Source organism: Clavibacter zhangzhiyongii (assembly GCF_014775655.1).
Taxonomy (GTDB): Bacteria; Actinomycetota; Actinomycetes; order Actinomycetales; family Microbacteriaceae; genus Clavibacter; species Clavibacter zhangzhiyongii.
Genome location: NZ_CP061274.1, coordinates 1,347,986 through 1,366,567, shown reverse-complemented (window position 1 = coordinate 1,366,567; position 18,582 = coordinate 1,347,986). Strand labels below are relative to the sequence as shown.

At 73.5% G+C, this 18,582-nt stretch carries 21 protein-coding genes; 4 read left to right on the top strand and 17 right to left on the bottom strand.

Annotation, left to right across the window (positions count from 1 at the left end; genetic code table 11):
• Positions 1–198: 198 nt before the first annotated feature.
• Positions 199–1,674, bottom strand: coding sequence for a sugar porter family MFS transporter (locus H9X71_RS06565; RefSeq protein WP_191148863.1), 1,476 nt, complete (start codon positions 1,672–1,674; stop codon positions 199–201).
• A gap of 229 nt (positions 1,675–1,903) precedes the next feature.
• Here H9X71_RS06565 and H9X71_RS06560 point away from each other — a divergent pair, with 229 nt between their 5' ends.
• Positions 1,904–2,437 (top strand): murein hydrolase activator EnvC family protein, encoded by a 534-nt coding sequence (locus tag H9X71_RS06560; protein ID WP_191148862.1) that lies wholly within the window; start codon positions 1,904–1,906, stop codon positions 2,435–2,437.
• 57 nt (positions 2,438–2,494) lie between these two features.
• Here the strand turns inward: H9X71_RS06560 and H9X71_RS06555 are convergent, their stop codons facing one another.
• The 9 genes from H9X71_RS06555 to H9X71_RS06515 form a co-directional block, all read right to left on the bottom strand.
• Entirely contained in the window at positions 2,495–3,481 is a 987-nt protein-coding gene (locus H9X71_RS06555; RefSeq protein ID WP_280527984.1) for a tyrosine recombinase XerC, read from the bottom strand.
• Between the two features lie 116 nt (positions 3,482–3,597).
• A complete protein-coding gene (dprA, locus tag H9X71_RS06550) occupies positions 3,598–4,914 on the bottom strand; it encodes a DNA-processing protein DprA (RefSeq protein WP_244961857.1) in 1,317 nt (438 codons plus the stop codon).
• Positions 4,915–5,048: 134 nt separating this feature from the next.
• Complete coding sequence (locus tag H9X71_RS06545; RefSeq protein ID WP_191148860.1) at positions 5,049–6,596, bottom strand: YifB family Mg chelatase-like AAA ATPase; 1,548 nt, start codon at positions 6,594–6,596, stop codon at positions 5,049–5,051.
• Positions 6,596–6,952 carry a YraN family protein gene (locus H9X71_RS06540; RefSeq protein ID WP_191148859.1) on the bottom strand — a complete coding sequence of 119 codons (357 nt, stop codon included), beginning with the start codon at positions 6,950–6,952 and terminating at the stop codon, positions 6,596–6,598. The genes H9X71_RS06545 and H9X71_RS06540 overlap by 1 nt, the downstream gene beginning before the upstream one ends.
• Positions 6,953–7,062: 110 nt before the next feature.
• Complete coding sequence (locus H9X71_RS06535; RefSeq protein WP_012298192.1) at positions 7,063–7,386, bottom strand: DUF2469 family protein; 324 nt, start codon at positions 7,384–7,386, stop codon at positions 7,063–7,065.
• Between the two features lie 114 nt (positions 7,387–7,500).
• Positions 7,501–8,160, bottom strand: a complete 660-nt coding sequence (locus H9X71_RS06530; protein ID WP_191148858.1) for a ribonuclease HII — start codon at positions 8,158–8,160, stop codon at positions 7,501–7,503.
• Positions 8,160–8,912, bottom strand: coding sequence for a signal peptidase I (gene lepB, locus H9X71_RS06525; RefSeq protein ID WP_191148857.1), 753 nt, complete (start codon positions 8,910–8,912; stop codon positions 8,160–8,162). Before lepB ends, H9X71_RS06530 begins: the two co-directional genes overlap by 1 nt.
• A 66-nt stretch (positions 8,913–8,978) precedes the next feature.
• Entirely contained in the window at positions 8,979–9,323 is a 345-nt protein-coding gene (rplS, locus tag H9X71_RS06520) for a 50S ribosomal protein L19 (protein ID WP_063072667.1), read from the bottom strand.
• Between the two features lie 174 nt (positions 9,324–9,497).
• Complete coding sequence (locus H9X71_RS06515; RefSeq protein ID WP_191148856.1) at positions 9,498–9,989, bottom strand: hypothetical protein; 492 nt, start codon at positions 9,987–9,989, stop codon at positions 9,498–9,500.
• Positions 9,990–10,059: 70 nt separating this feature from the next.
• Between H9X71_RS06515 and map the strand changes: the two genes are divergently transcribed.
• Positions 10,060–10,827: a type I methionyl aminopeptidase gene (gene map, locus H9X71_RS06510; RefSeq protein WP_191148855.1), complete on the top strand. Its 768-nt coding sequence runs from the start codon at positions 10,060–10,062 to the stop codon at positions 10,825–10,827.
• Between the two features lie 27 nt (positions 10,828–10,854).
• Here map and trmD read toward each other — a convergent pair whose 3' ends face one another.
• Genes trmD through rpsP form a run of 4 tightly spaced genes read right to left on the bottom strand, consistent with a single transcriptional unit; the run spans position 10,855 to position 12,830 of the window.
• On the bottom strand, positions 10,855–11,541 hold the full coding sequence (trmD, locus tag H9X71_RS06505; RefSeq protein ID WP_191148854.1) for a tRNA (guanosine(37)-N1)-methyltransferase TrmD: 687 nt from the start codon (positions 11,539–11,541) through the stop codon (positions 10,855–10,857).
• A gap of 1 nt (position 11,542) precedes the next feature.
• Complete coding sequence (rimM, locus tag H9X71_RS06500) at positions 11,543–12,199, bottom strand: ribosome maturation factor RimM (RefSeq protein ID WP_191148853.1); 657 nt, start codon at positions 12,197–12,199, stop codon at positions 11,543–11,545.
• A complete protein-coding gene (locus H9X71_RS06495) occupies positions 12,177–12,413 on the bottom strand; it encodes an RNA-binding protein (RefSeq protein ID WP_012038054.1) in 237 nt (78 codons plus the stop codon). The genes rimM and H9X71_RS06495 overlap by 23 nt, the downstream gene beginning before the upstream one ends.
• 3 nt (positions 12,414–12,416) lie before the next feature.
• Entirely contained in the window at positions 12,417–12,830 is a 414-nt protein-coding gene (rpsP, locus tag H9X71_RS06490; protein ID WP_094115626.1) for a 30S ribosomal protein S16, read from the bottom strand.
• Positions 12,831–13,102: 272 nt separating this feature from the next.
• On the opposite strand from rpsP, the gene H9X71_RS06485 reads away from it, so the two are divergent.
• Positions 13,103–14,236 carry a glutamate--cysteine ligase gene (locus H9X71_RS06485; RefSeq protein WP_191148852.1) on the top strand — a complete coding sequence of 378 codons (1,134 nt, stop codon included), beginning with the start codon at positions 13,103–13,105 and terminating at the stop codon, positions 14,234–14,236.
• A gap of 19 nt (positions 14,237–14,255) precedes the next feature.
• Positions 14,256–15,449, top strand: coding sequence for a MarP family serine protease (locus H9X71_RS06480; protein ID WP_191148851.1), 1,194 nt, complete (start codon positions 14,256–14,258; stop codon positions 15,447–15,449).
• A 27-nt stretch (positions 15,450–15,476) separates the two neighbouring features.
• Here H9X71_RS06480 and H9X71_RS06475 read toward each other — a convergent pair whose 3' ends face one another.
• From H9X71_RS06475 to ftsY, 3 genes are all read right to left on the bottom strand, one after another.
• Positions 15,477–15,857 carry a VOC family protein gene (locus tag H9X71_RS06475; RefSeq protein ID WP_191148850.1) on the bottom strand — a complete coding sequence of 127 codons (381 nt, stop codon included), beginning with the start codon at positions 15,855–15,857 and terminating at the stop codon, positions 15,477–15,479.
• Between the two features lie 144 nt (positions 15,858–16,001).
• Positions 16,002–17,573: a signal recognition particle protein gene (gene ffh, locus H9X71_RS06470; RefSeq protein ID WP_191148849.1), complete on the bottom strand. Its 1,572-nt coding sequence runs from the start codon at positions 17,571–17,573 to the stop codon at positions 16,002–16,004.
• A 127-nt stretch (positions 17,574–17,700) separates the two neighbouring features.
• Entirely contained in the window at positions 17,701–18,573 is an 873-nt protein-coding gene (ftsY, locus tag H9X71_RS06465) for a signal recognition particle-docking protein FtsY (RefSeq protein ID WP_191148848.1), read from the bottom strand.
• Between the last annotated feature and the right edge of the window lie 9 nt (positions 18,574–18,582).

Below are 18,582 nucleotides of genomic sequence, written 5' to 3'. Positions count from 1 at the left end.
ACGCGGCGCGCCTCGTCGGTTCGCTCGGCGGTCGGGACGACCGCTGATCCTGGTGCCCGGCGCGCATCCGCTCCTCGTGCGACATGGTTCGTCGCGGGAAGGAGACCGAGTGGATGCGGAGGCCTGATGGGCACGCGTAGTCACCCGACCTGGATCGGGTGCTGGTCGATGGTACCACCCGGCGGGCGGCCCGCCGGATCAGGCGCGCGCGCCGTCCTTGCGCTTCTTGGGCTTGTCGACGAAGAGCGTCTCGGCCTCCTCGAGCGACATGCCGTTCGTCTCCGGGATCTTCGTGAGCACGAAGACGAAGGACAGCGCGGCGAAGGCCGCGTACATGCCGTAGGTGAAGGGCAGCGAGAAGGCGGACAGCGCGGGGAACGAGACCGTGATGGCGAAGTTCGCGATCCACTGCGCCATGGCGGCGACGCCGAGGGCCTTGGCGCGGATCCGGTTCGGGAAGATCTCGCCGAGCAGCACCCACACGAGCGGGCCCCACGAGGCGCCGAAGCCGATGACGAAGACGTTGGCCGCGATGATCGCGATGACGCCGAACGGCTGCGGGAGGGCGACCTCGCCGTCGACGGTGGACGACTGGCTGAAGCAGACGGCCATCACCGCGAGGGACACGGCCATGGCGAGCGAGCCGGACAGGAGGATCGGGCGGCGGCCGATGCGGTCGACGAGCGCGATGGCGATGAAGGTGACGGCCACGTTCGTGACGGCCGTGATGACCGAGGTGGTGAGCGACTGCGACTCGTCGAAGCCGACCGCCTGCCAGAGGGTCGTGGAGTAGTAGAAGATCACGTTGATGCCGACGAACTGCTGGAACACCGACAGGATGATGCCGATCCAGACGATCCCCTGGAGGCCCAGCTTGTTCCCGCGGAGGGTGCCGGTGCGCTTGGCGACGCGATCCTCCTCGATCTGGCGCTCGAGGTCGCGGCTGGCGCGGTCGATGTCCTCCTGCTTCCAGACGCTCGCGAGGATCTCCTGCGCCTCGTCCTTGCGGCCCTTCTCGACGAGGAAGCGGGGCGACTCGGGCAGGCGGTACGCGAGGAAGCCGTAGACGACCGCGGGGATCGCGCAGACGAGGAGCATCCAGCGCCACGCCTCGAGGCCGAACCAGAAGCCCTCGGACGCGCCGCCGGCGGCACCGGCGAAGACGGCGTCCGAGAGCAGGGCGGTGAAGATGCCGAGCGTGATGGCGAGCTGCTGCAGCGACGCCAGCCGGCCGCGGAGCAGCTTGGGCGAGATCTCCGCGATGTACGCCGGTGCCACGACGGAGGCGATGCCGATGCCGAGGCCGCCGACCACGCGCCAGATGGTGAGGTCCCAGACGCTGAACGCGAAGCCGGATCCGAAGGCGCTGATGAAGAAGAAGAAGGCGCCGGCGATCATCGTCCATCGACGGCCGAAGCGGTCGGCGATGCGGCCGGCCAGGTAGGCGCCGAGCGCACAGCCGAGGAGGGCGGAGGCGACGGCAAAGCCGATGAGCGTCTCGCTCAGCTCGAAGCGGCCCTGGATGGCGGAGACGGCGCCGTTGATGACGGAGGAGTCGAACCCGAAGAGGAAGCCCCCCACCGCGGCCGAGACCGCCAACCCGATCGCGCGTCGCTGGAGCTTCTTGTCATCCCGGGGGGTCGTCGTCTCGTTCACAACGGTCCACTCTGCCACTTCCGCGCGGCTCCGGTCGACGGTCCGGCTGCCCTTCCCCGCGGGTGCATCATGCGCCAAACGGGAGGGCACGCGTGTGCCGCTCCGGGAGGGGGAGGCGAGGATGGCGGGCGGTCGGTGGACGCGGCGGGGGTGCGCCGCGGTGGTGGCGGTCGGGCTCGCCGCGGGGTGCGGGCCGGGCGCGACGGGCGCGATCGGCGCGATCGGGATCCCGCGCTCCCCCGCTGCGGTGGGACCGGTCGCGGCGGGTCAGGTCCAGGCGGGCCGGGTCTCGGAGGGCCGGGTCGCGGAGGGCCCGGCCGCGGAGGTCGTGCGGCCGGTCCCCGGGCGGGGCGTCGTCACCGCGACGCCCCGCTGGTCCTGGCCCGTCGACCCGCCCCACGTCGTCACCCGGCACTTCGAGGCGCCGACGACCGCCTACGGTCCCGGCCATCGCGGCATCGACGTCGCGGCGGATCCGGGCGCCGACGTGCGCGCGGTCGCGGACGGCACCGTCTCCTTCGCAGGGGTGGTGGTCGATCGTCCGGTGGTGAGCCTGCAGCATGCGGGCGGGTTCGTGTCGTCCGTCGAGCCGGTCGTGCCCTCGGTCTCCGCGGGTGACGTCGTCCGCGCCGGGCAGGTCATCGGGACCGTCGCCGCGGAGCCGCGGCACGAGCCGTCCGGCGGCGTCCACCTCGGGGCGCGGCTGCACGGTGAGTACGTGGATCCGGCCCCGCTGCTCGCGGCCCTGCGGCACGCTGTGCTGCTGCCCCTCGATCCGTGACGGCCGCTCTCGCGGCGGATGCGCTCCCGTCGGGCACGCGGTCCCCGGCGGCTGGCGTCAGGCCCGGGGGTGCGCGCCCTCGTAGCTGCGCCGCAGTCGGTCGACGGAGACGTGGGTGTAGATCTGCGTCGTGCCGAGGCTCGCGTGGCCGAGCATCTCCTGCACCGTCCGGAGGTCCGCGCCGCCGTCGAGCAGGTGCGTGGCGGCCGTGTGCCGGAGCGCGTGCGGGCCCTGCGGCCCGGAGCCGGGGATGTCCGCGAGGAGCCTCGCGACGAGGCCGTACACCTGGCGCGACCCCATCCGTCCGCCCCGCGCGCCGAGGAGGAGCGCCGTGCCGGTCCTCGGCGACACCAGGCGCGGACGACCGCGGGACGCGTACGCCTCCAGCGCCTCCGCGGCGGGGACGCCGAAGGGGACGACCCGCTCGCGGTCGCCCTTGCCGATGACGCGCACGGTCAGCCGGGACGCGTCCACGTCGCCGACGTCCAACCCCGTGAGCTCGGAGACCCGCAGGGCGGACGCGTAGAGCAGCTCCACGACGGCGAGGTCGCGGAGCGCGGAGGGGTCGTCCTCCGCGGCGCGTGCCGCCAGGCCGCTGAGGAGCGTCGACATCTGCTCGCGCGCGAGGACCCGGGGCAGGTGCGCGCCGGCGCGCGGGGCCTTGAGGCGGGCGGCCGGATCCGCGTCCACACGGCCCGTGCGGGCCAGCCACGCGCCGAAGCCCCGGGCGGCGGCGGATCGTCGCGCGAGCGTGGCGGGCGCGAGCCGCGCCTGCGATCCGCGCCACATCCAGTCCCGCAGCACCTCGAGGTCCAGCCCGGTGGAGGTGGTGATCCCCCGACGTGCGGCGTGAGCCGCGAGGTCCCGCAGGTCGGACGAGTAGGCGCGCAGGGTGTGCGCCGCGCTCCCCCGCTCGAGTCCCATCGACGCGGCGAAGTCGGCGATGTCCGACTCCAGCCCGGGGGCGCGGGTCCGCGCGCCCTCGGTGCCCCCGGGCCGGAGGCGGGCCGCCGCCGGGTCCGGGGACGTCGCTGCCATGTCCATCCCGGCAGGCTACGGCCCCGGCGCACCGCCTGTCGCAGACCCGATGGCGCGGCCTCGTGCGCCGCGTGCCCACGCCGGGGCGACGAGCGGACCCGTCCGACCCCGGCCGCCCGCGGTCACCGGCTCGACGGACGGCGCACCCAGCCCCCGTCCGGCCGGGCGACGGCACCTTCGAGCTCCAGCAGCCCGAGCACGGAGGAGGCCTCGGCGACCCCGAGCCCGGCGCGCGCGGCCACGTCCGCGGTGTCCCGCCCGCGTCGCACGGCCAGGGCGTCGAGCACCCGGGTGACCCGGGGATCGCCCGCGGTCCGACCGCCGGACGGGTCGGCGGCCCTCGACGACGGCTCCGGGGCCGTGGCCGGCGCGATGCCGGCCCGCCCCGGCACCAGCTCCATGACGTCGTCGGCCGAGGTGATGCACGCGGCCCCCGACTCCCGCAGGAGACGATGACAGCCGGACGACGAGGGACTCGTGACGGGACCGGGGACCGCCCCGAGGGGGCGCTCGAGCGCGATGGCGTGGTTCGCCGTGTTGAGCGATCCGCTGCGTGCGCCGGCCTCCACGACCACCGTGGCCGTGCTGACCGCCGCGATGAGCCTGTTCCGGAGCAGGAACCTCCATCGGGTGGGAGATGCGCCGCACGGCAGCTCGGAGAGGACGGCGCCGTCGACCCGCATGCGACGGAACAGCTCCGTGTGACCCGACGGGTAGAGCCGATCCACGCCGCCGGCGAGGAAGGCGACCGTGCGCCCCGCGGATCCCACCGCCGACCGATGGGCCGCCCCGTCGACGCCGTAGGCACCTCCGGAGACCACGGCGACGTCGCGCTCGACGAGTCCCGCCGCGAGCTCGGCCGTCACGTGCTCCCCGTAGCCGGTCGCGGCCCGGGCTCCGACGACGGCCACCGACCGGGCGAGAGCCGGGAGGGCGCCCTCGGCTCCCGTCCACCAGAGGACGAGCGGTGCGTGCGGGCCCAGGTCGTCGACACCCGACGGCCAGAGCGGATCCCCGGGCACGAGCACCCGCGCGCCCACCGCGCGCGCTGCGCGGAGTCGCGCCGCCGCCTCCGCACGGATGACGCGCGGACGCCACCGCTCCAGCGCCGCAGCGACCTCGCGGACGAGGGCGTCGCGTCCGTCCGACCCGAGGTCCAGGCCGGCGTCGACCATCGCCCCGACCACGGCATCCGCGGCGCGGTCGTCGACCACCGCGGTGAGGGCCGCGCACGCTCCGAGGACGTCGAGGACGGCTCCGGCGACGCGATCGCCCGGCTCCGCGATGCCCGACCAGGTGCACCGCGCCAGCAGCTCGTCGACGTCGGCGTCGAGGTCGACCTCCCGCGGGCGCTCGGGCTCGCGCCCCGCGCCGGAGGAGGGATGGAGCGCGGCCACGATCTCGCGCAGCTCCTCCGCGGGGAGCCCGAGGCGGGACACCGAACGGGCGCGCGCGGAGTCGGGAGCCGCAAGGGCCCGCTCCCCCGGGTGCGCGTGCCTCCCGCGCGAGCTCGGCGGCGGTGCATCCGTCTCATCCCCCGGACCGATCCCGGCGCCCGCCGGCGCCGACGCGATCACGCGGCGCCCCGCAGGAGCAGCGCGCGCCCGAGGTGGTCGGCGTCGGGGCTCGGCGCGCCCTCCAGGTCGGCGAGCGTCCATCCGATCCGCAGGACCCGGTCGTAGCCGCGCATGGTGAGCAGCCCCCGGTCGAGCGCGCGATCGAGCGCGGCCGTGGCACCGCGGGCGACCCGGGCCTCCCGCCGGAGCCACGCGCCGGAGACGTGAGCGTTGGTCCGCCACGGCGTCGCGGCCCACCGGTCGGCGGCGGCAGCGCGTGCGGCGGCGACCCGTGCCCGGGCCATCGCGGTGGTCGCGCGGGGCGTGTCCTCCGCACCCCGATGCACCGCCGTCGTGACGCGGCGGACGCTGAGGCGGATGTCCATCCGGTCCATCAGCGGACCCGACAAGCGCGCCAGGTAGCGGCGACGAGCCTGGGGCGGGCAGCTGCAGTCCGGACCGGGCACCCCGAAGGCGCCGCACGGGCATGGGTTGGCCGCCATGATGAGCTGGAACTTCCCGGGGAAGTGCGCGACTCCGTTGGCGCGATGGATGCTGACGACGCCGGACTCGAGCGGCTGCCGCAGGCAGTCGAGCACGGCTCCGGCGAACTCCGGGGCCTCGTCGAGGAAGAGCACGCCACCGCTCGCCCGCACGGCGGCGCCGGGGCGGATGCGGCCGCTGCCGCCCCCGACGATGCCCGCCGCGCTGGCCGTGTGATGCGGCGCCTCGAGCGGCGGCCGGACCGGCAGGTCGGGCCCCAGCCGCTCTCCGCACAGCGACCGGATGCAGCCGACCTCCAGCGCCGACTCCTCGTCGAGGTCGGGCAGGAGGCCGGGGAGCCGTTGCGCGAGCATGGTCTTGCCCGCTCCCGGCGGCCCCAGCAGGAACATGTGGTGCCCGCCGGCGGCGGCCACGACGAGCGCCTCGACGGCCTCCTCGTTGCCGACCACGTCTCCGAGGCACGGCTCGGGATCCGCCGACGACGTGGCCGGCGCCGGATCCCCTCCCGGTGCCCGCGCGCCCTCGTGCTCGTCGGGCTCCGGCTCGAGCTCGGCTCCGTGGTGGATGGCCGCCTCCCGGAGCCCCGACACCGCGATCACGCGCATGTCCGGCACGAGCGACGCCTCGTCGGCGTGGCAGCGCGGCACCATCACGCGCCGGACCCCGGCTCGACGCGCGGCGAGGACGGAGGGCAGGATCCCGTGGGTCGGCCGCAGCCGCCCGTCGAGGCCGAGCTCGCCGAGGTGCACCGTGCCGGCGACGGACTCGGCCGACACCGAGCCGCCCGCCGCGAGCACGGCCAGCGCGATGGCGAGGTCGAACCCCGAGCCGTGCTTGGGCAGGACGGCGGGCGACAGGTTGACGGTGACCCGCCGGACCGGGAACTCGCAGCCCGCGTTGCCGGTGGCGGCTCGCACGCGCTCCCGCGCCTGGCTGAGGGCGGCATCGGGGAGGCCGATGAGCACGAAGCCGGGGAGCTGGCTCGTGATGTCGGCCTCGACGTCGACCAGGGACCCGTCGAGGCCGGAGAGGGCGACGGCGAGCGTGCGTCCGACGGCCATCAGCACGCGCTCCGGATCACGTCGACGGTCGGCTGCGCGTCGCGCGGCCAGACGACGCCCACGACGTCGATGCGCACGGGTCCTCGGTGGTCCGGGTGCTCCTGGCACCACAGCCCGGCGAGCACGCGCAACCGGGCCGCCTTGGCCCTCGTCACCGCCTCGAGCGGATGTCCGTAGCCGAGGCCCGCCCGCGTCTTCACCTCGACGAGCACGGTCGTGCCCGCCTCGCGCATGACGAGGTCGATCTCGCCTTCGCGGCACCGCCAGTTGCGCTCGACGAGGGCGTAGCCCCGTGCCATCAGATGCCGTGCGGCGAGCTCCTCGCCGCGTCGTCCCAGATCCTGTCCGCGTGTCATGCGCACCTCCACGAGGAGGATGCGTGCGACCCGAGCCAGCGGCTCGCGCCGACGACCAGCTGGTGCGCTGAACCGGACGCAGCCGCCTGGGGAGGACTCCCGCGGGGGCCCTACTCGTCGATCGCGAGCTCCTTGGGGAGCTCGAACTCCTTGGCCGACAGCTCCTCGACGTTCACGTCCTTGAAGGTGAGCACGCGCACGGACTTCACGAAGCGGTCGGAGCGGTAGACGTCCCACACCCACACGTCGGTCATGCTCAGCTCGAAGTAGAAGTCGTGCTCCGTGTCGCGCCGCACCAGCTCGACCTCGTTGGCGAGGTAGAAGCGCCGCTCGGTCTCGACCACGTACTTGAACTGGGACACGATGTCCCGGTACTCGCGGTAGAGCGCGAGCTCCACCTCGCGGTCGTAGTCCTCGAACTCGTCGTCATCCATGGTCCGTCGATCCTATCCGCCCTCGAGGCCGCCGCCGTCCGGCCGGGCGGCCGCCGGGCGCGCGTCCCCGGGACGACGCGAGCTGGACGCCGCGACGACGGCAGGGGCAGGTCCTCAGGCGCCCGGCGCCGCCAGGACGCCCGTGAGCCACGTCCGCCGGTGGATCGCCGAGGCGCCGCGCGCGCGGATCGCCTCCAGGTGCGCCGGGCTGCCGTAGCCCTTGTTGCCGGCCCAGCCGTACTCGGGCGACTCGTCGTGCCATGCCGCCATGAGGCGATCGCGGTGCACCTTCGCGAGCACGGACGCCGCGGCCACGGAGGCGCAGTCGCGGTCGGCCTTGACGCGCGTGCGGATGGGGACGGGATGCGCCAGGGCGGGGGTCAGCCAGTCGTGGGACCCGTCGAGCAGGACGACGCTCTCGAGGAGCGGCACCCCCCGGTGGTGCAGTTCGACGAGCGCGCGCCGCCCTGCGAGGCCGAGGCACGCCGTGATCCCGAGGGAGTCCACCTCCTCGGCCGAGGCCATGCCGACGGCCGAGTGCGGGACCCAGCCCGCGACGGCCGGATGCAGGGCCTCCCGTCGCTTCTCGCTGAGCATCTTCGAGTCGCGGAGGCCCGCGGGGAACTCGACGTGGCCGACTCCGAGCGCCGCCATCCCGACGGCCACGGGCCCGGCCAGCGCCCCCCGGCCGACCTCGTCGCAGCCGATGACGAAGGCCGCGCCGGCGCTCAGCAGCTCGCGCTCGAGGTCGAGGGTCGGATCGGCGACCGGCATCAGCCGGCGGGGACCGCGTCCGGCACGTCGCCGAACGTCTCGGGGTGGTCGCTGAGGATCGACCAGCGGTCGATGGGCCAGGTGATCACGAAGGCGCGGCCGACGACGTGGTCGATCGGCACGAAGCCCCTGGTGGGGCCGTCCTGGTTGTAGCGGGAGTCGGCGGAGTTGCCGCGGTTGTCGCCCATGACCCAGAGCGAGTCCGCGGGCACCGTGACGTCGAAGTCGACGTCCGACGCGCGCGCGTCTCCGGGCACGAGCTTGATGTACGGCTCGTCGAGCGGCACGTCGTTGACGCTCATCTGGCCGAGGGAGTTGCAGCAGACGACGTGGTCGCCCGGCAGCCCGATGAGGCGTTTGATGAGGTGGTCGTTGCTGTCCGACGCGGACAGGCCGACGGTGGTGAGCGCCCAGTCGACCGCCGCCGGGATCGGCGGCTTCGCGACCTCGGGTGACGGCGTGAGCCAGCCGCCCGGATCGCGGAACACGACGACGTCCCCGTGCTGCAGGGGCACGAACCGCGGCGTCAGCTGGTTCACCACGATGCGGTCGTCGATCTGCAGCGTGTCCTCCATGGAGGCGGAGGGGATGAAGAACGACCGGATCAGGAACGCCTTGATCAGGACCGATACGAGGAGGGCCACCACGAAGATGACGAGGACGTCCCGGAGGAACGTCTTCCATCCGCGCGACCCGCTGCCGCTGTGCCTGCCCGAGGACCTGGTGTCCGCGGGCGCCGTGCTGTCTGTCATTTAACCGCCTGAGCTCCCGGCAAGTGTAGATGCCGGGAGCTCGGTGGGATGACAGGTGGGGATGCGCTAGGAGCGCTTCTCCTTGATCTTCGCCTTCTTGCCGCGCAGGTCGCGCAGGAAGTAGAGCTTGGCGCGGCGCACGTCGCCGCGCGTCACGACCTCGATGTGGTCGATGACCGGGGAGTGGACCGGGAAGGTGCGCTCGACGCCGACCTGGAAGCTGACCTTGCGGACGCAGAACGTCTCGCGGACGCCCTCGCCCTGACGGCCGATGACGATGCCCTGGAACACCTGGATGCGCGAGCGGCTGCCCTCGACGATGTTGACGTGGACCTTGACGGTGTCGCCGGCGCGGAAGTCGGGGATGTCCGACCGCAGCGACGCCTGGTCGACGGAATCGAGGATGTGCATGGTGTACCGCTCTCTGCAACCGCCACGGGTCGACTGCGCATCAATTTCTGGAAGGGGAACGGCCCGCGATGGTGGCCGACTCCCCCGTGGCAGGGTCGGCGGCAGGCACGATCGCCCATTCTGTCACCTCGGGCGCGTCGAGCGCAAAGCACGGGCGGGCACGTGCCCCGCGGATCACTCCAGGCGGATGGTGCGCCCGGCGTCCGGGCCCTCCGCGGCCTTCCACTCGGGCGGACGCGGCTGGGCGTCGCGCTCGATGACGGAGATGACCTCCTGCATGCGCTGCCGGGTCTCCGCGAGGAGCTGGCGCACGGCCAGCGCGACGAGAGCCACGGCCGCGAGGGCCGCCACGACCGCGCACCAGGTGCTGACGACCGAGTAGGTGCCCGCGCCGACGACCGCGAGGGTCAGGACGCCCAGGACGACCGCGTCGGTCGGCGACACGGCGCGGGTGGTGCGGACGGACCGGCGGGCGACGACGACGCCCAGCGCGACGAGCAGCGCGAGACCGAGCGCGCCCGCGGCGAGCATCACGAGGAGGAGCTCCCACCCCCCGGAGCCGAAGGCGGCCCATCCCACGAGGAGCCAGGCGGGGAGCACGACGACCGCGGCGAAGTGCCAGCGGTAGAGCGCGCGGCGGAGGCCGAGGGCCGGGGACTGCTGCATGGGCCCATGCTACGAGCGGATCCTGGGCGGCGCCGAGGCGGCCGGACGCCCCTCGCGTAGGATCCATCGGGTGATGGAACTGCGAACGCCCGCCGAGATGGACCAGATGCGACCCGCCGGGGAGTTCGTGGCCCACGTGCTGACCACCCTGGCCGCGCAGGCCGACGTCGGCGTCAACCTGCTGGAGCTCGACCGCACGGCCCACCGGCTGATCCGCGAGCGCGGCGCCGAGTCCTGCTACATCGACTACCACCCCTCCTTCGGCGCGATGCCGTTCGGCAAGGTCCTCTGCACCTCCGTGAACGACGGCGTGCTGCACGGCCTCCCCCACGACTACCGACTGCAGGACGGCGACCTCCTGAGCCTCGACTTCGCGGCGTCCGTCGACGGCTGGGTCAGCGACTCGGCGGTGAGCGTCATCGTCGGCACGCCCCGCGCGGAGGACGTGCGCCTCATCGAGGTCACGACCGCGGCGCTCGAGGCGGGCATCCGCGCGGCGCAGCCCGGCGGGCGCACGGGTGACATCTCGGCCGCCATCGGCGCCGTCGCCACGGAGGCCGGCTACTCGGTCAACACGGACTTCGGCGGCCACGGCGTCGGCCGCACCATGCACGGCGACCCCCACATCGCGAACCAGGGCCGCCCGAACCGCGGCGTGCCGCTGCGACCGGGCCTCGTCATCGCGATCGAGCCGTGGTTCCTGCAGAGCACCGACGAGATCTACACCGACAAGGACGGCTGGACGCTGCGCAGCGCCGACGGCTCGCGCGGGGCGCACATGGAGCACACCGTCGCCATCACGGAGTCCGGACCGCTGATCCTCACCGCGCGCTCCTGACCCCGGACGCCACCCGGCTCCGCGCCCCTAGTCGGGGAACAGGTCGGGACGGACGCGCCGCGTGCGCTCGAGCTGCTGCTCGCGCCGCCATGCGGCGATGGCGCCGTGGTTGCCGCTCCGCAGCACGTCGGGCACGGCGAGGCCGCGCCACTCCGGGGGCTTCGTGTAGCTGGGGTGCTCGAGGAGCCCGTCGGAGTGGCTCTCCTCCACCAGGCTCGCGGGGTTGCCGACGACGCCGGGCACCAGCCGCCCGATGGCCTCGATCAAGGCCATCACGGCGACCTCGCCGCCGTTCAGCACGTAGTCGCCGAGGCTGACGAGCCGGACCCGCGCGCGAGCGGCCGTGTGGTCGACGACGCGCTGGTCGATGCCCTCGTAGCGGCCGCAGCCGAACGCGAGGTGGGGCTCCGCGGAGAGCTCCTGCGCCATGGCCTGCGTGAAGACGTCGCCGGCGGGCGACGGGAAGATGACGACCGGATCCGTGTCGTCGGCCAGCACCTCGTCCATGGCCTCGCCCCACGGCTCGGGCTTCATCACCATGCCGGCGCCGCCGCCGTAGGGCGTGTCGTCCACGGTGCGGTGCCGGTCGTGCGCGTAGGACCGCAGGTCGTGCACGCGGAGGTCGATGAGCCCGGACTGGCGCGCACGGCCGAGGAGTGAGATGTCGAGCACCCCGAAGAACTCGGGGAAGATCGAGACGATGTCGATCCGCATGTCAGCGGGCGTCGTCGCCCTCGGGGGCGGGACCGTCGTCGGCGGAGGCAGGTGCCTCGGGAGCCTCGGGACGCTGGTGGGTCTCGGGCCGGTCGTCCGGGATCTCCTCGAAGAGGCCGTACGGCGGCGTGACCACGAGGGTGCCCGCCTCCACGTCGACCGACGGGACGATGGCCTGCACGAAGGGCACGAGCACCGTGCCGCTCGGGGTGTCGACGTGCAGCAGGTCCTGCGCCGGGAAGTGGTCGACGAGCGCGACGGTGCCGACCTCGACGCCGTCGCGGAGGACCTTCAGTCCCACCAGCTGGTGGTCGTACCAGGCGTCGGGCTCGGCGGGCTCGTCGGCCGGCGGCGTCATCCAGAGGATGGCCTTCGCGAGCGACTCGGCGGCCGTGCGGTCGGCGACCCCCTCGAAGAAGCCGACGGGGTGGCTGTTGTACCAGCGGAGCTCGGTGAGCGTGAGGGTGCGGCCGTGCCAGGGGGACGACTCGGGGACCTGCAGCGAGAACTCGGCGCCGGGGACGAACCGCCGGTCGGGGTCGTCCGTGAACAGCTCGAGCTTGACGGCTCCCTTGAGCCCGTGCGCCTTGGTCAGCCGGCCCACGCGGAAGGCCGCGGGGTCCCTGGCCTCGTCCTCAGGAATCGGTGTCCACCACATCGACGCGGACACGCTGGCCGTCGGCGAGAGCCGAGACGAGCGTCCGGAGGGCCTTCGCGGTGCGACCCGCGCGGCCGATGACCCGACCGAGGTCCTCGGGGTGCACGCGCACCTCGAGGACCTCGCCGCGGGGGGATCCCTTGCTCGTCACGGAGACATCATCCGGGTGCTCGACGATGCCCTTGACCAGGTGCGCGAGCGCGGGAGCGAGCATGGGCTAGGCCTGCTCCTCGGTCGCCTCGGCCGGGGCCTCGGCGGCCTCGGGCGCGGGGGCGGCCTTCTCGGTCTTGGGCTTCAGGACCGGCTTCTTCTTCTCGTCCGCGACGTAGGCGGGCTTCGCCTCGCGGGTGCGGACGGTGGAGACGGCGTCCTTGTCGCCCTTGAAGCGACCCCAGTCGCCCGTGAGCTTGAGGAGGGCCTCGACCTGCTCGGTGGGCTGGGCGCCCACGGAGAGCCAGTACTGCGCCCGGTCCGACTGGACCTCGATGAACGAGGGCTCCTCGGTGGGGTGGTACTTGCCGATCTCCTCGATTACGCGGCCGTCGCGCTTGGTGCGCGAGTCGGCGACGACGATGCGGTAGTACGGCGCGCGGATCTTGCCCAGGCGCTTCAGACGGATCTTGACAGCCACAATTCTCCTGAATTTCTTTGTGTGGGGTGAACTGACGGCCGTGAGCGTGGGGGCACACTCGGCATAGGTTCGATGGGGTCTCGCGGCGCCTGATTAGAGGGTCGGACGATCGCGGACTCGACAGATCATTATGGCAGACGCCGGGCGGCGCCGGGACCCCTCGCCCCGGCGCGCCGCACGGCGTCGCACCCGGCCCGCGCGACGGCCTGCGTGGCATGATCGGACGACACCCGGCGCATGCGCCCCGAGACCCCGTGGACGGCAGGACCCGCATGCAGATCGACTTCGCCCGGCAGCCGCCCTCCCGCGTCGGGATCGAGTGGGAGCTCGCGTGCGTCGACCGCGGCACCGGGGAGCTCGCGGGCGCGGCCCCCGAGATCCTCCGCTCGTTCCCGCACGACGACGCGCACCCGCACGTGACCGGGGAGTTCCTCACGAACACGGTCGAGGTGGTGAGCGCGCCGCACGCGCGCGTGGGCCACGCCGTCGACGACCTCGCCGGCCTGATCGAGCGGGTGGTCGACGTGGCGGATCCCCTCGGGATCGACCTGATGTGCGCCGGCACGCACCCCTTCAGCTCCTGGCCCGACCAGGACGTGACGCCCGACAACGAGCGGTACGCGACGCTGCTCGACCGCACCAGGTGGTGGGGTCGGCAGATGATGATCTGGGGCGTGCACGTGCACGTGGGCATCGACGACGACGCCAAGGCGCTCCCGATCCTCAACGGGCTCCTCGTGCACCTCCCCCGCTTCCAGGCGCTCAGCGCGTCGAGCCCGTACTGGTCCGGGCAGGAGACGGGGTACGCGTCGAACCGCGCGCTCATGTTCCAGCAGCTGCCGACCGCGGGGCTGCCGCCCGACCTCACGACGTGGGCCGACTACGAGCGGCTCGTCGGCGACATGACGCACGTCGGCGTCATCGACCACCACAGCGAGCTGCGCTGGGACATCCGGCCGGCGCCGAAGTGGGGCACGCTCGAGACGCGCGTGTTCGACGGCGTCTCGACCCTCCGCGAGATCGCGTCGCTGGCCGCCCTCGTGCAGTGCCTCGTGCACGACATGTCGGCCGCGCTCGACCGCGGCGAGGAGCTGCCGCGGATGCAGCCGTGGTTCGTGCGGGAGAACAAGTGGCGCGCGGCCCGCTACGGCATGGACGCGATCATCATCCGGGACGCCGCCGGCGACGAGGCGCTCGTGGGCGACGACACGCGCGCGCTCGTCGAGCGCCTCTCCCCCACGGCCGACGCGCTCGGCTGCGAGGCCGAGCTGCGGGGGATCCTCGACATCGTCGACGGCGGCGCGAGCTACCAGCGGCAGCTGCGGGTCGCGGAGGAGAACGACGGGGCGCTCGCGCCGGTCGTCACGCACCTCGTGGAGGAGCTGCGCTCAGGATTGGGCCGGTGACGCGGGGCAGGATGAGGAGGTGAACCCCGCCGTCGACATCGTCATCCTCGTCGTCGCCGTCGTCGCAGCCCTCGCCGGATGGCGCCGCGGGGCCATCGTCACGGTGGCCGGGCTCGCCGGCATCGTCCTCGGGGTGCTGCTCGCCCTCTGGATCACACCGGCCTTCCTGGCGCTGCTCGACAGCTTCGGCGTGGCCACCGGGATCATGCGGACCGTCGCGGCGGCCGTGCTCATGCTCGTCACGACCTCGCTCGTGAGTGGCGTGTTCGCGCAGGTCGCGAGCGTCCTCACGCGGCTGCTGCGGCCGCGCGGCGCGGCGCGCGGCCTCGACCGCGGCGTCGGCGCCGTGGCCGGCCTCGCGGCGTGGGCCGTCTCGGTCTGGTTCATCGGCGGCTTCCTCGGCTCCAGCGGCGTGATCCCGGCGGTGCAGCTCGCGTCCTCGTCCCGCATCCTCGAGACGCTCGACCGGGTCAGCCCGATCTCCAGCGGCACCGCGCTCTCGGCGCTCGACGACGCCCTGCACGACGTGGGCTACCCGCGCGTCTTCGCCAACGGCGAGGAGGCGATCGCCGACACGGCCGCGCCGGACGCCGACGTGCCCGAGGCCGTGCGGCGGTCCGCGGCCAGCGTCGTCAAGGTGCTCTCGTCCGCGCCCGCGTGCGGCACGTCGTCGTCCGGCAGCGGCTGGGTCGTGCAGGGCGACCGCGTCGTCACCAACGCGCACGTCGTGACGGGATCCGACGAGGTCTACGTGCAGCAGGGCGGCACGGGCGAGCTGCTCCGCGCGGACCTCGTCGTGTTCGACCCCGCCCGTGACGTCGCGATCCTGGCCGTCCCGGGGCTCACGGCCGCGCCGCTCCCGCTCGGCGACGAGCTGGCCGCGGCCGACCAGGCCGTCGTCGCCGGGTACCCGGGCGGCGGGCCCTACCAGGCGACGGGCGCGCGGATCCGCGAGGTGGTCGAGGCGCTCGGCACCGACATCCAGCACGAGCAGCCCGTCACGCGCGAGGTCTACTCCGTGCGCGGCACCGTGCGGCCCGGCGACTCGGGCGGCGCGCTGTTCGACCCGCAGGGGCGCGTGGTCGGCCTCGTGTTCGCCACCTCGACCGTCGACTCCCAGACGGGATACGCCATGACGCTCGACGAGATCGCCCCCGTCCTGCAGCAGGCCGGGGCGAGCGCGCCCGTCGACTCGGGGCGCTGCGCAGTCTGACCGGCGGGCGCGGTGCCGCTCGGCGGCTCAGTCCGCGGCGAGGACCGAGAGCACGTTGCCCGCGGGGTCACGGAACCACGCGATGTCCGGTCCGTGCCCGCGCATGATGCCGCGCGCGTCCGCGGGCATCCCCTCGAAGACCGCCATCGCGACGCCCCGGCTGCCCAGCTCGACGACCGCGGCCTCCACGTCGTCCACCGCGAAGTTGAGCACGGTGTGGGCCGCCGGCACGTGGTCCGGCTTCGGGTAGACGAGGACGCGCGCGCCGGATCCGGGCAGCACGAGCCGGAGCATGCCCATCTCCGGCACCTCCTCGACCTCGAGGCCGAGCGTGCCGCGGTAGAAGGCGAGGGCGGCGGGGACGTCGTCCACGCTGAATCCGCTGAAGGCGGTGACGGGTGCGAACACGGGGAGCTCCTGACGCGCGGGACCGCGACGGGCGCCGCGATGCTGCCCCCACGCTGGCACGCCGCGGCGCGCACGTCGAGGGATGCGACGACGGCGCCCTCCCGAGGGGGAGGACGCCGTCGCGGCACGTGCGGGCCGGACCGGTCAGCGCCCGAGGAACTTCTGCAGCGAGGCGAGCTCCTCCTCGCTCGGGGCGCCGTTCGCACCGCCCGCGGCCGTGCCGGCGAGGCCGAAGCCGGAGCCCGCGGGAGCCGCGGGGCCGCCGATGCGCTGGCCGGACGCGAGGGCCGCGTTCTCCTGGGCGCGCTTGGCCGGGTTGCCCGACTTCGAGCCCTTCTTCTTCTGCTGCACGGGCTTGCGGCTCGAGTGGGCGCCGGGCATCGGGCCCATGCCGGGGATCTGCGGCATGCCGCCGCGGGCGACCGTGCGCATCATCTTCGACGCCTGCTCGAAGCGCTGGACGAGGCCGTTGACGTCGGTGACGGTCATGCCCGATCCGCGCGCGATGCGGAGGCGGCGCGAGCCGTTGAGGAGCTTCGGGTTCTGGCGCTCGGCCTTGGTCATCGACTGGATGATCGCCTCGGTGCGGACGATCTCCTTCTCGTCGAAGTTCTCGAGCTGCTCCTTCATGGCGCCCATGCCGGGGAGCATGCCCATCATCTTCTTGAGGGAGCCCTTGCCGCGCAGCTGCTGCATCTGCTTGAGGAAGTCGTCGAGCGTGAAGCTGTCGCTCGCGAGCTTCTGCGCGACCTCCATCGCCTCCTCCTCGTCGAAGGCCTGCTGGGCCTGCTCGATGAGGGTGAGGATGTCGCCGAGGTCGAGGATGCGGCTCGCCATGCGGTCGGGGTGGAAGGGCTCGAAGTCGTCGAGGCCCTCGCCCGTGGAGGCGAACATGATGGGGCGACCGGTGACGGAGGCGACCGAGAGGGCCGCTCCTCCCCGCGCGTCGCCGTCGAGCTTGGAGAGCACGACGCCCGTGAAGTCGACGCCGTCCTGGAAGGCCTTGGCGGTCGCGACCGCGTCCTGGCCGATCATGGCGTCGATGACGAAGAGGACCTCGTCGGGGTCGGTGGCCTTGCGGATGTCCGCGGCCTGCTTCATCAGCTCCTGATCGACGCCGAGGCGTCCCGCGGTGTCGATGATGACGACGCTGTACTGCTTGTCGGTCGCGTGCTTCATCGCGTCCTTGGCGACGCGCACCGGGTTGCCGCGGCCGTTGCCGGGCTCGGGCGCGAACACGGGGACGCCCGCCTGCTCGCCGACGACCTGCAGCTGCTGCACGGCGTTGGGGCGCTGGAGGTCGGCCGCGACGAGCATGGGCGTGTGGCCGTCCTTGGCGAGCCACTTGCCGAGCTTGCCCGCGAGGGTCGTCTTGCCCGCGCCCTGGAGGCCGGCGAGCATGATGACGGTCGGCGGGCGCTTGGCGAACTGGATGCGGCGCTGCTCGCCGCCGAGGATCGCGACGAGCTCCTCGTTGACGATCTGCACGACCTGCTGGGCGGGGTTCAGCGCCTGGCTGACCTCGCCGCCGAGGGCGCGCTCGCGGACGGACGCGGTGAAGGCCTTGACGACCTCGAGCGCGACGTCGGCCTCGAGCAGCGCGCGGCGGATCTCGCGGACGGTGCCGTCGACGTCCGCGGCGCTGAGCTTGCCCTTGCCGCGCAGGTTCTTGAAGGTCTCGGCGAGGCGGTCCGAGAGTGTTCCGAAGGTAGCCATGGTGGGTCCAGCTTAACCGGCGTCGGGGCGGGGTCAGGCCAGGGGACGCCTGCGGGGCGGGTCAGCCGACCAGGTCCCGCGCGAACACGTGGGGCCCGAGGGGACCCAGCGCCCGGGGGGATCCGGGTCAGCCGACCAGGTTCTGCGCGAAGACGTGGGGCGTGAAGCCCGTGAGGTCGCCGATGCCCTCGCCCTGGCCGATGAGCTTGATGGGGATGCCCGTGCGCTCCTGCACGTTGAGGATGAAGCCGCCCTTGGCGGATCCGTCGAGCTTCGTGATGACGAGGCCCGTGACGCCGCCGTGCTCGATGAACGCCTGCGCCTGCGCGAGGCCGTTCTGGCCGGTCGTCGCGTCGAGCACGAGCAGGACCTCGGCGATGGGCGACTGCTTCTCGACCACGCGGCGGATCTTCGACAGCTCGTCCATGAGCCCGCCCTTGGTGTGCAGGCGGCCGGCCGTGTCGATGATCACCATCTCGGTGCCGGTGCGCATCGCGTGCTCGACGGTCTGGAAGGCGACGCTCGCGGGGTCCTGGCCGGGCTGCTGCGGGCGGACGATGTCGGCGCCCGCGCGGTCGGCCCAGGTGGCGAGCTGGTCGACGGCGGCGGCGCGGAAGGTGTCGGCCGCGCCGACGACGACGGTGCGGCCGTAGTTGCGGAGGAACTTCGCGAACTTGCCGATGGTGGTGGTCTTGCCGACGCCGTTGACGCCGACCACGAGGATCACCGCGGGGCGGGCGCTGAGCTTGAGCGTGGGGTCGTGCTTGGCGAGGCGCTCCTCGATGCTCTCTCGGAGCATGCGCTGGAGGTCGCGGGGGTCGGTCGTGCGGTAGCGGTCGACCTTCTCGCGGAGGTCGTCGATGGTCGCCTCGGTGACGTCGGGCCCGAAGTCCGCGGTGATGAGGGCGGTCTCGAGGTCGTCCCACGTGGTCTCGTCGATCGTGGGCTTCGCGAACATGCCGCGCAGCGCGCCGGAGAGGGACCAGGGGGTGCGTGCCATGTGCCCAGC

Coding starts and splice junctions, on each gene's coding strand:
- H9X71_RS06530 (WP_191148858.1), bottom strand. CDS start 8,160: ATGCCGGTCGCCGATCCGACCCTCGACCTCGAGCGCGAGCTGCTGAGC.
- rimM (WP_191148853.1), bottom strand. CDS start 12,199: ATGTGGTGGACACCGATTCCTGAGGACGAGGCCAGGGACCCCGCGGCC.
- trmD (WP_191148854.1), bottom strand. CDS start 11,541: ATGCGGATCGACATCGTCTCGATCTTCCCCGAGTTCTTCGGGGTGCTC.
- ffh (WP_191148849.1), bottom strand. CDS start 17,573: ATGGCTACCTTCGGAACACTCTCGGACCGCCTCGCCGAGACCTTCAAG.
- H9X71_RS06535 (WP_012298192.1), bottom strand. CDS start 7,386: ATGGATGACGACGAGTTCGAGGACTACGACCGCGAGGTGGAGCTCGCG.
- H9X71_RS06540 (WP_191148859.1), bottom strand. CDS start 6,952: ATGACACGCGGACAGGATCTGGGACGACGCGGCGAGGAGCTCGCCGCA.
- H9X71_RS06485 (WP_191148852.1), top strand. CDS start 13,103: ATGCAGATCGACTTCGCCCGGCAGCCGCCCTCCCGCGTCGGGATCGAG.
- H9X71_RS06555 (WP_280527984.1), bottom strand. CDS start 3,481: ATGGACATGGCAGCGACGTCCCCGGACCCGGCGGCGGCCCGCCTCCGG.
- ftsY (WP_191148848.1), bottom strand. CDS start 18,573: ATGGCACGCACCCCCTGGTCCCTCTCCGGCGCGCTGCGCGGCATGTTC.
- lepB (WP_191148857.1), bottom strand. CDS start 8,912: ATGACAGACAGCACGGCGCCCGCGGACACCAGGTCCTCGGGCAGGCAC.
- H9X71_RS06515 (WP_191148856.1), bottom strand. CDS start 9,989: ATGCAGCAGTCCCCGGCCCTCGGCCTCCGCCGCGCGCTCTACCGCTGG.
- H9X71_RS06495 (WP_012038054.1), bottom strand. CDS start 12,413: ATGCTCGCTCCCGCGCTCGCGCACCTGGTCAAGGGCATCGTCGAGCAC.
- H9X71_RS06545 (WP_191148860.1), bottom strand. CDS start 6,596: ATGGCCGTCGGACGCACGCTCGCCGTCGCCCTCTCCGGCCTCGACGGG.
- rplS (WP_063072667.1), bottom strand. CDS start 9,323: ATGCACATCCTCGATTCCGTCGACCAGGCGTCGCTGCGGTCGGACATC.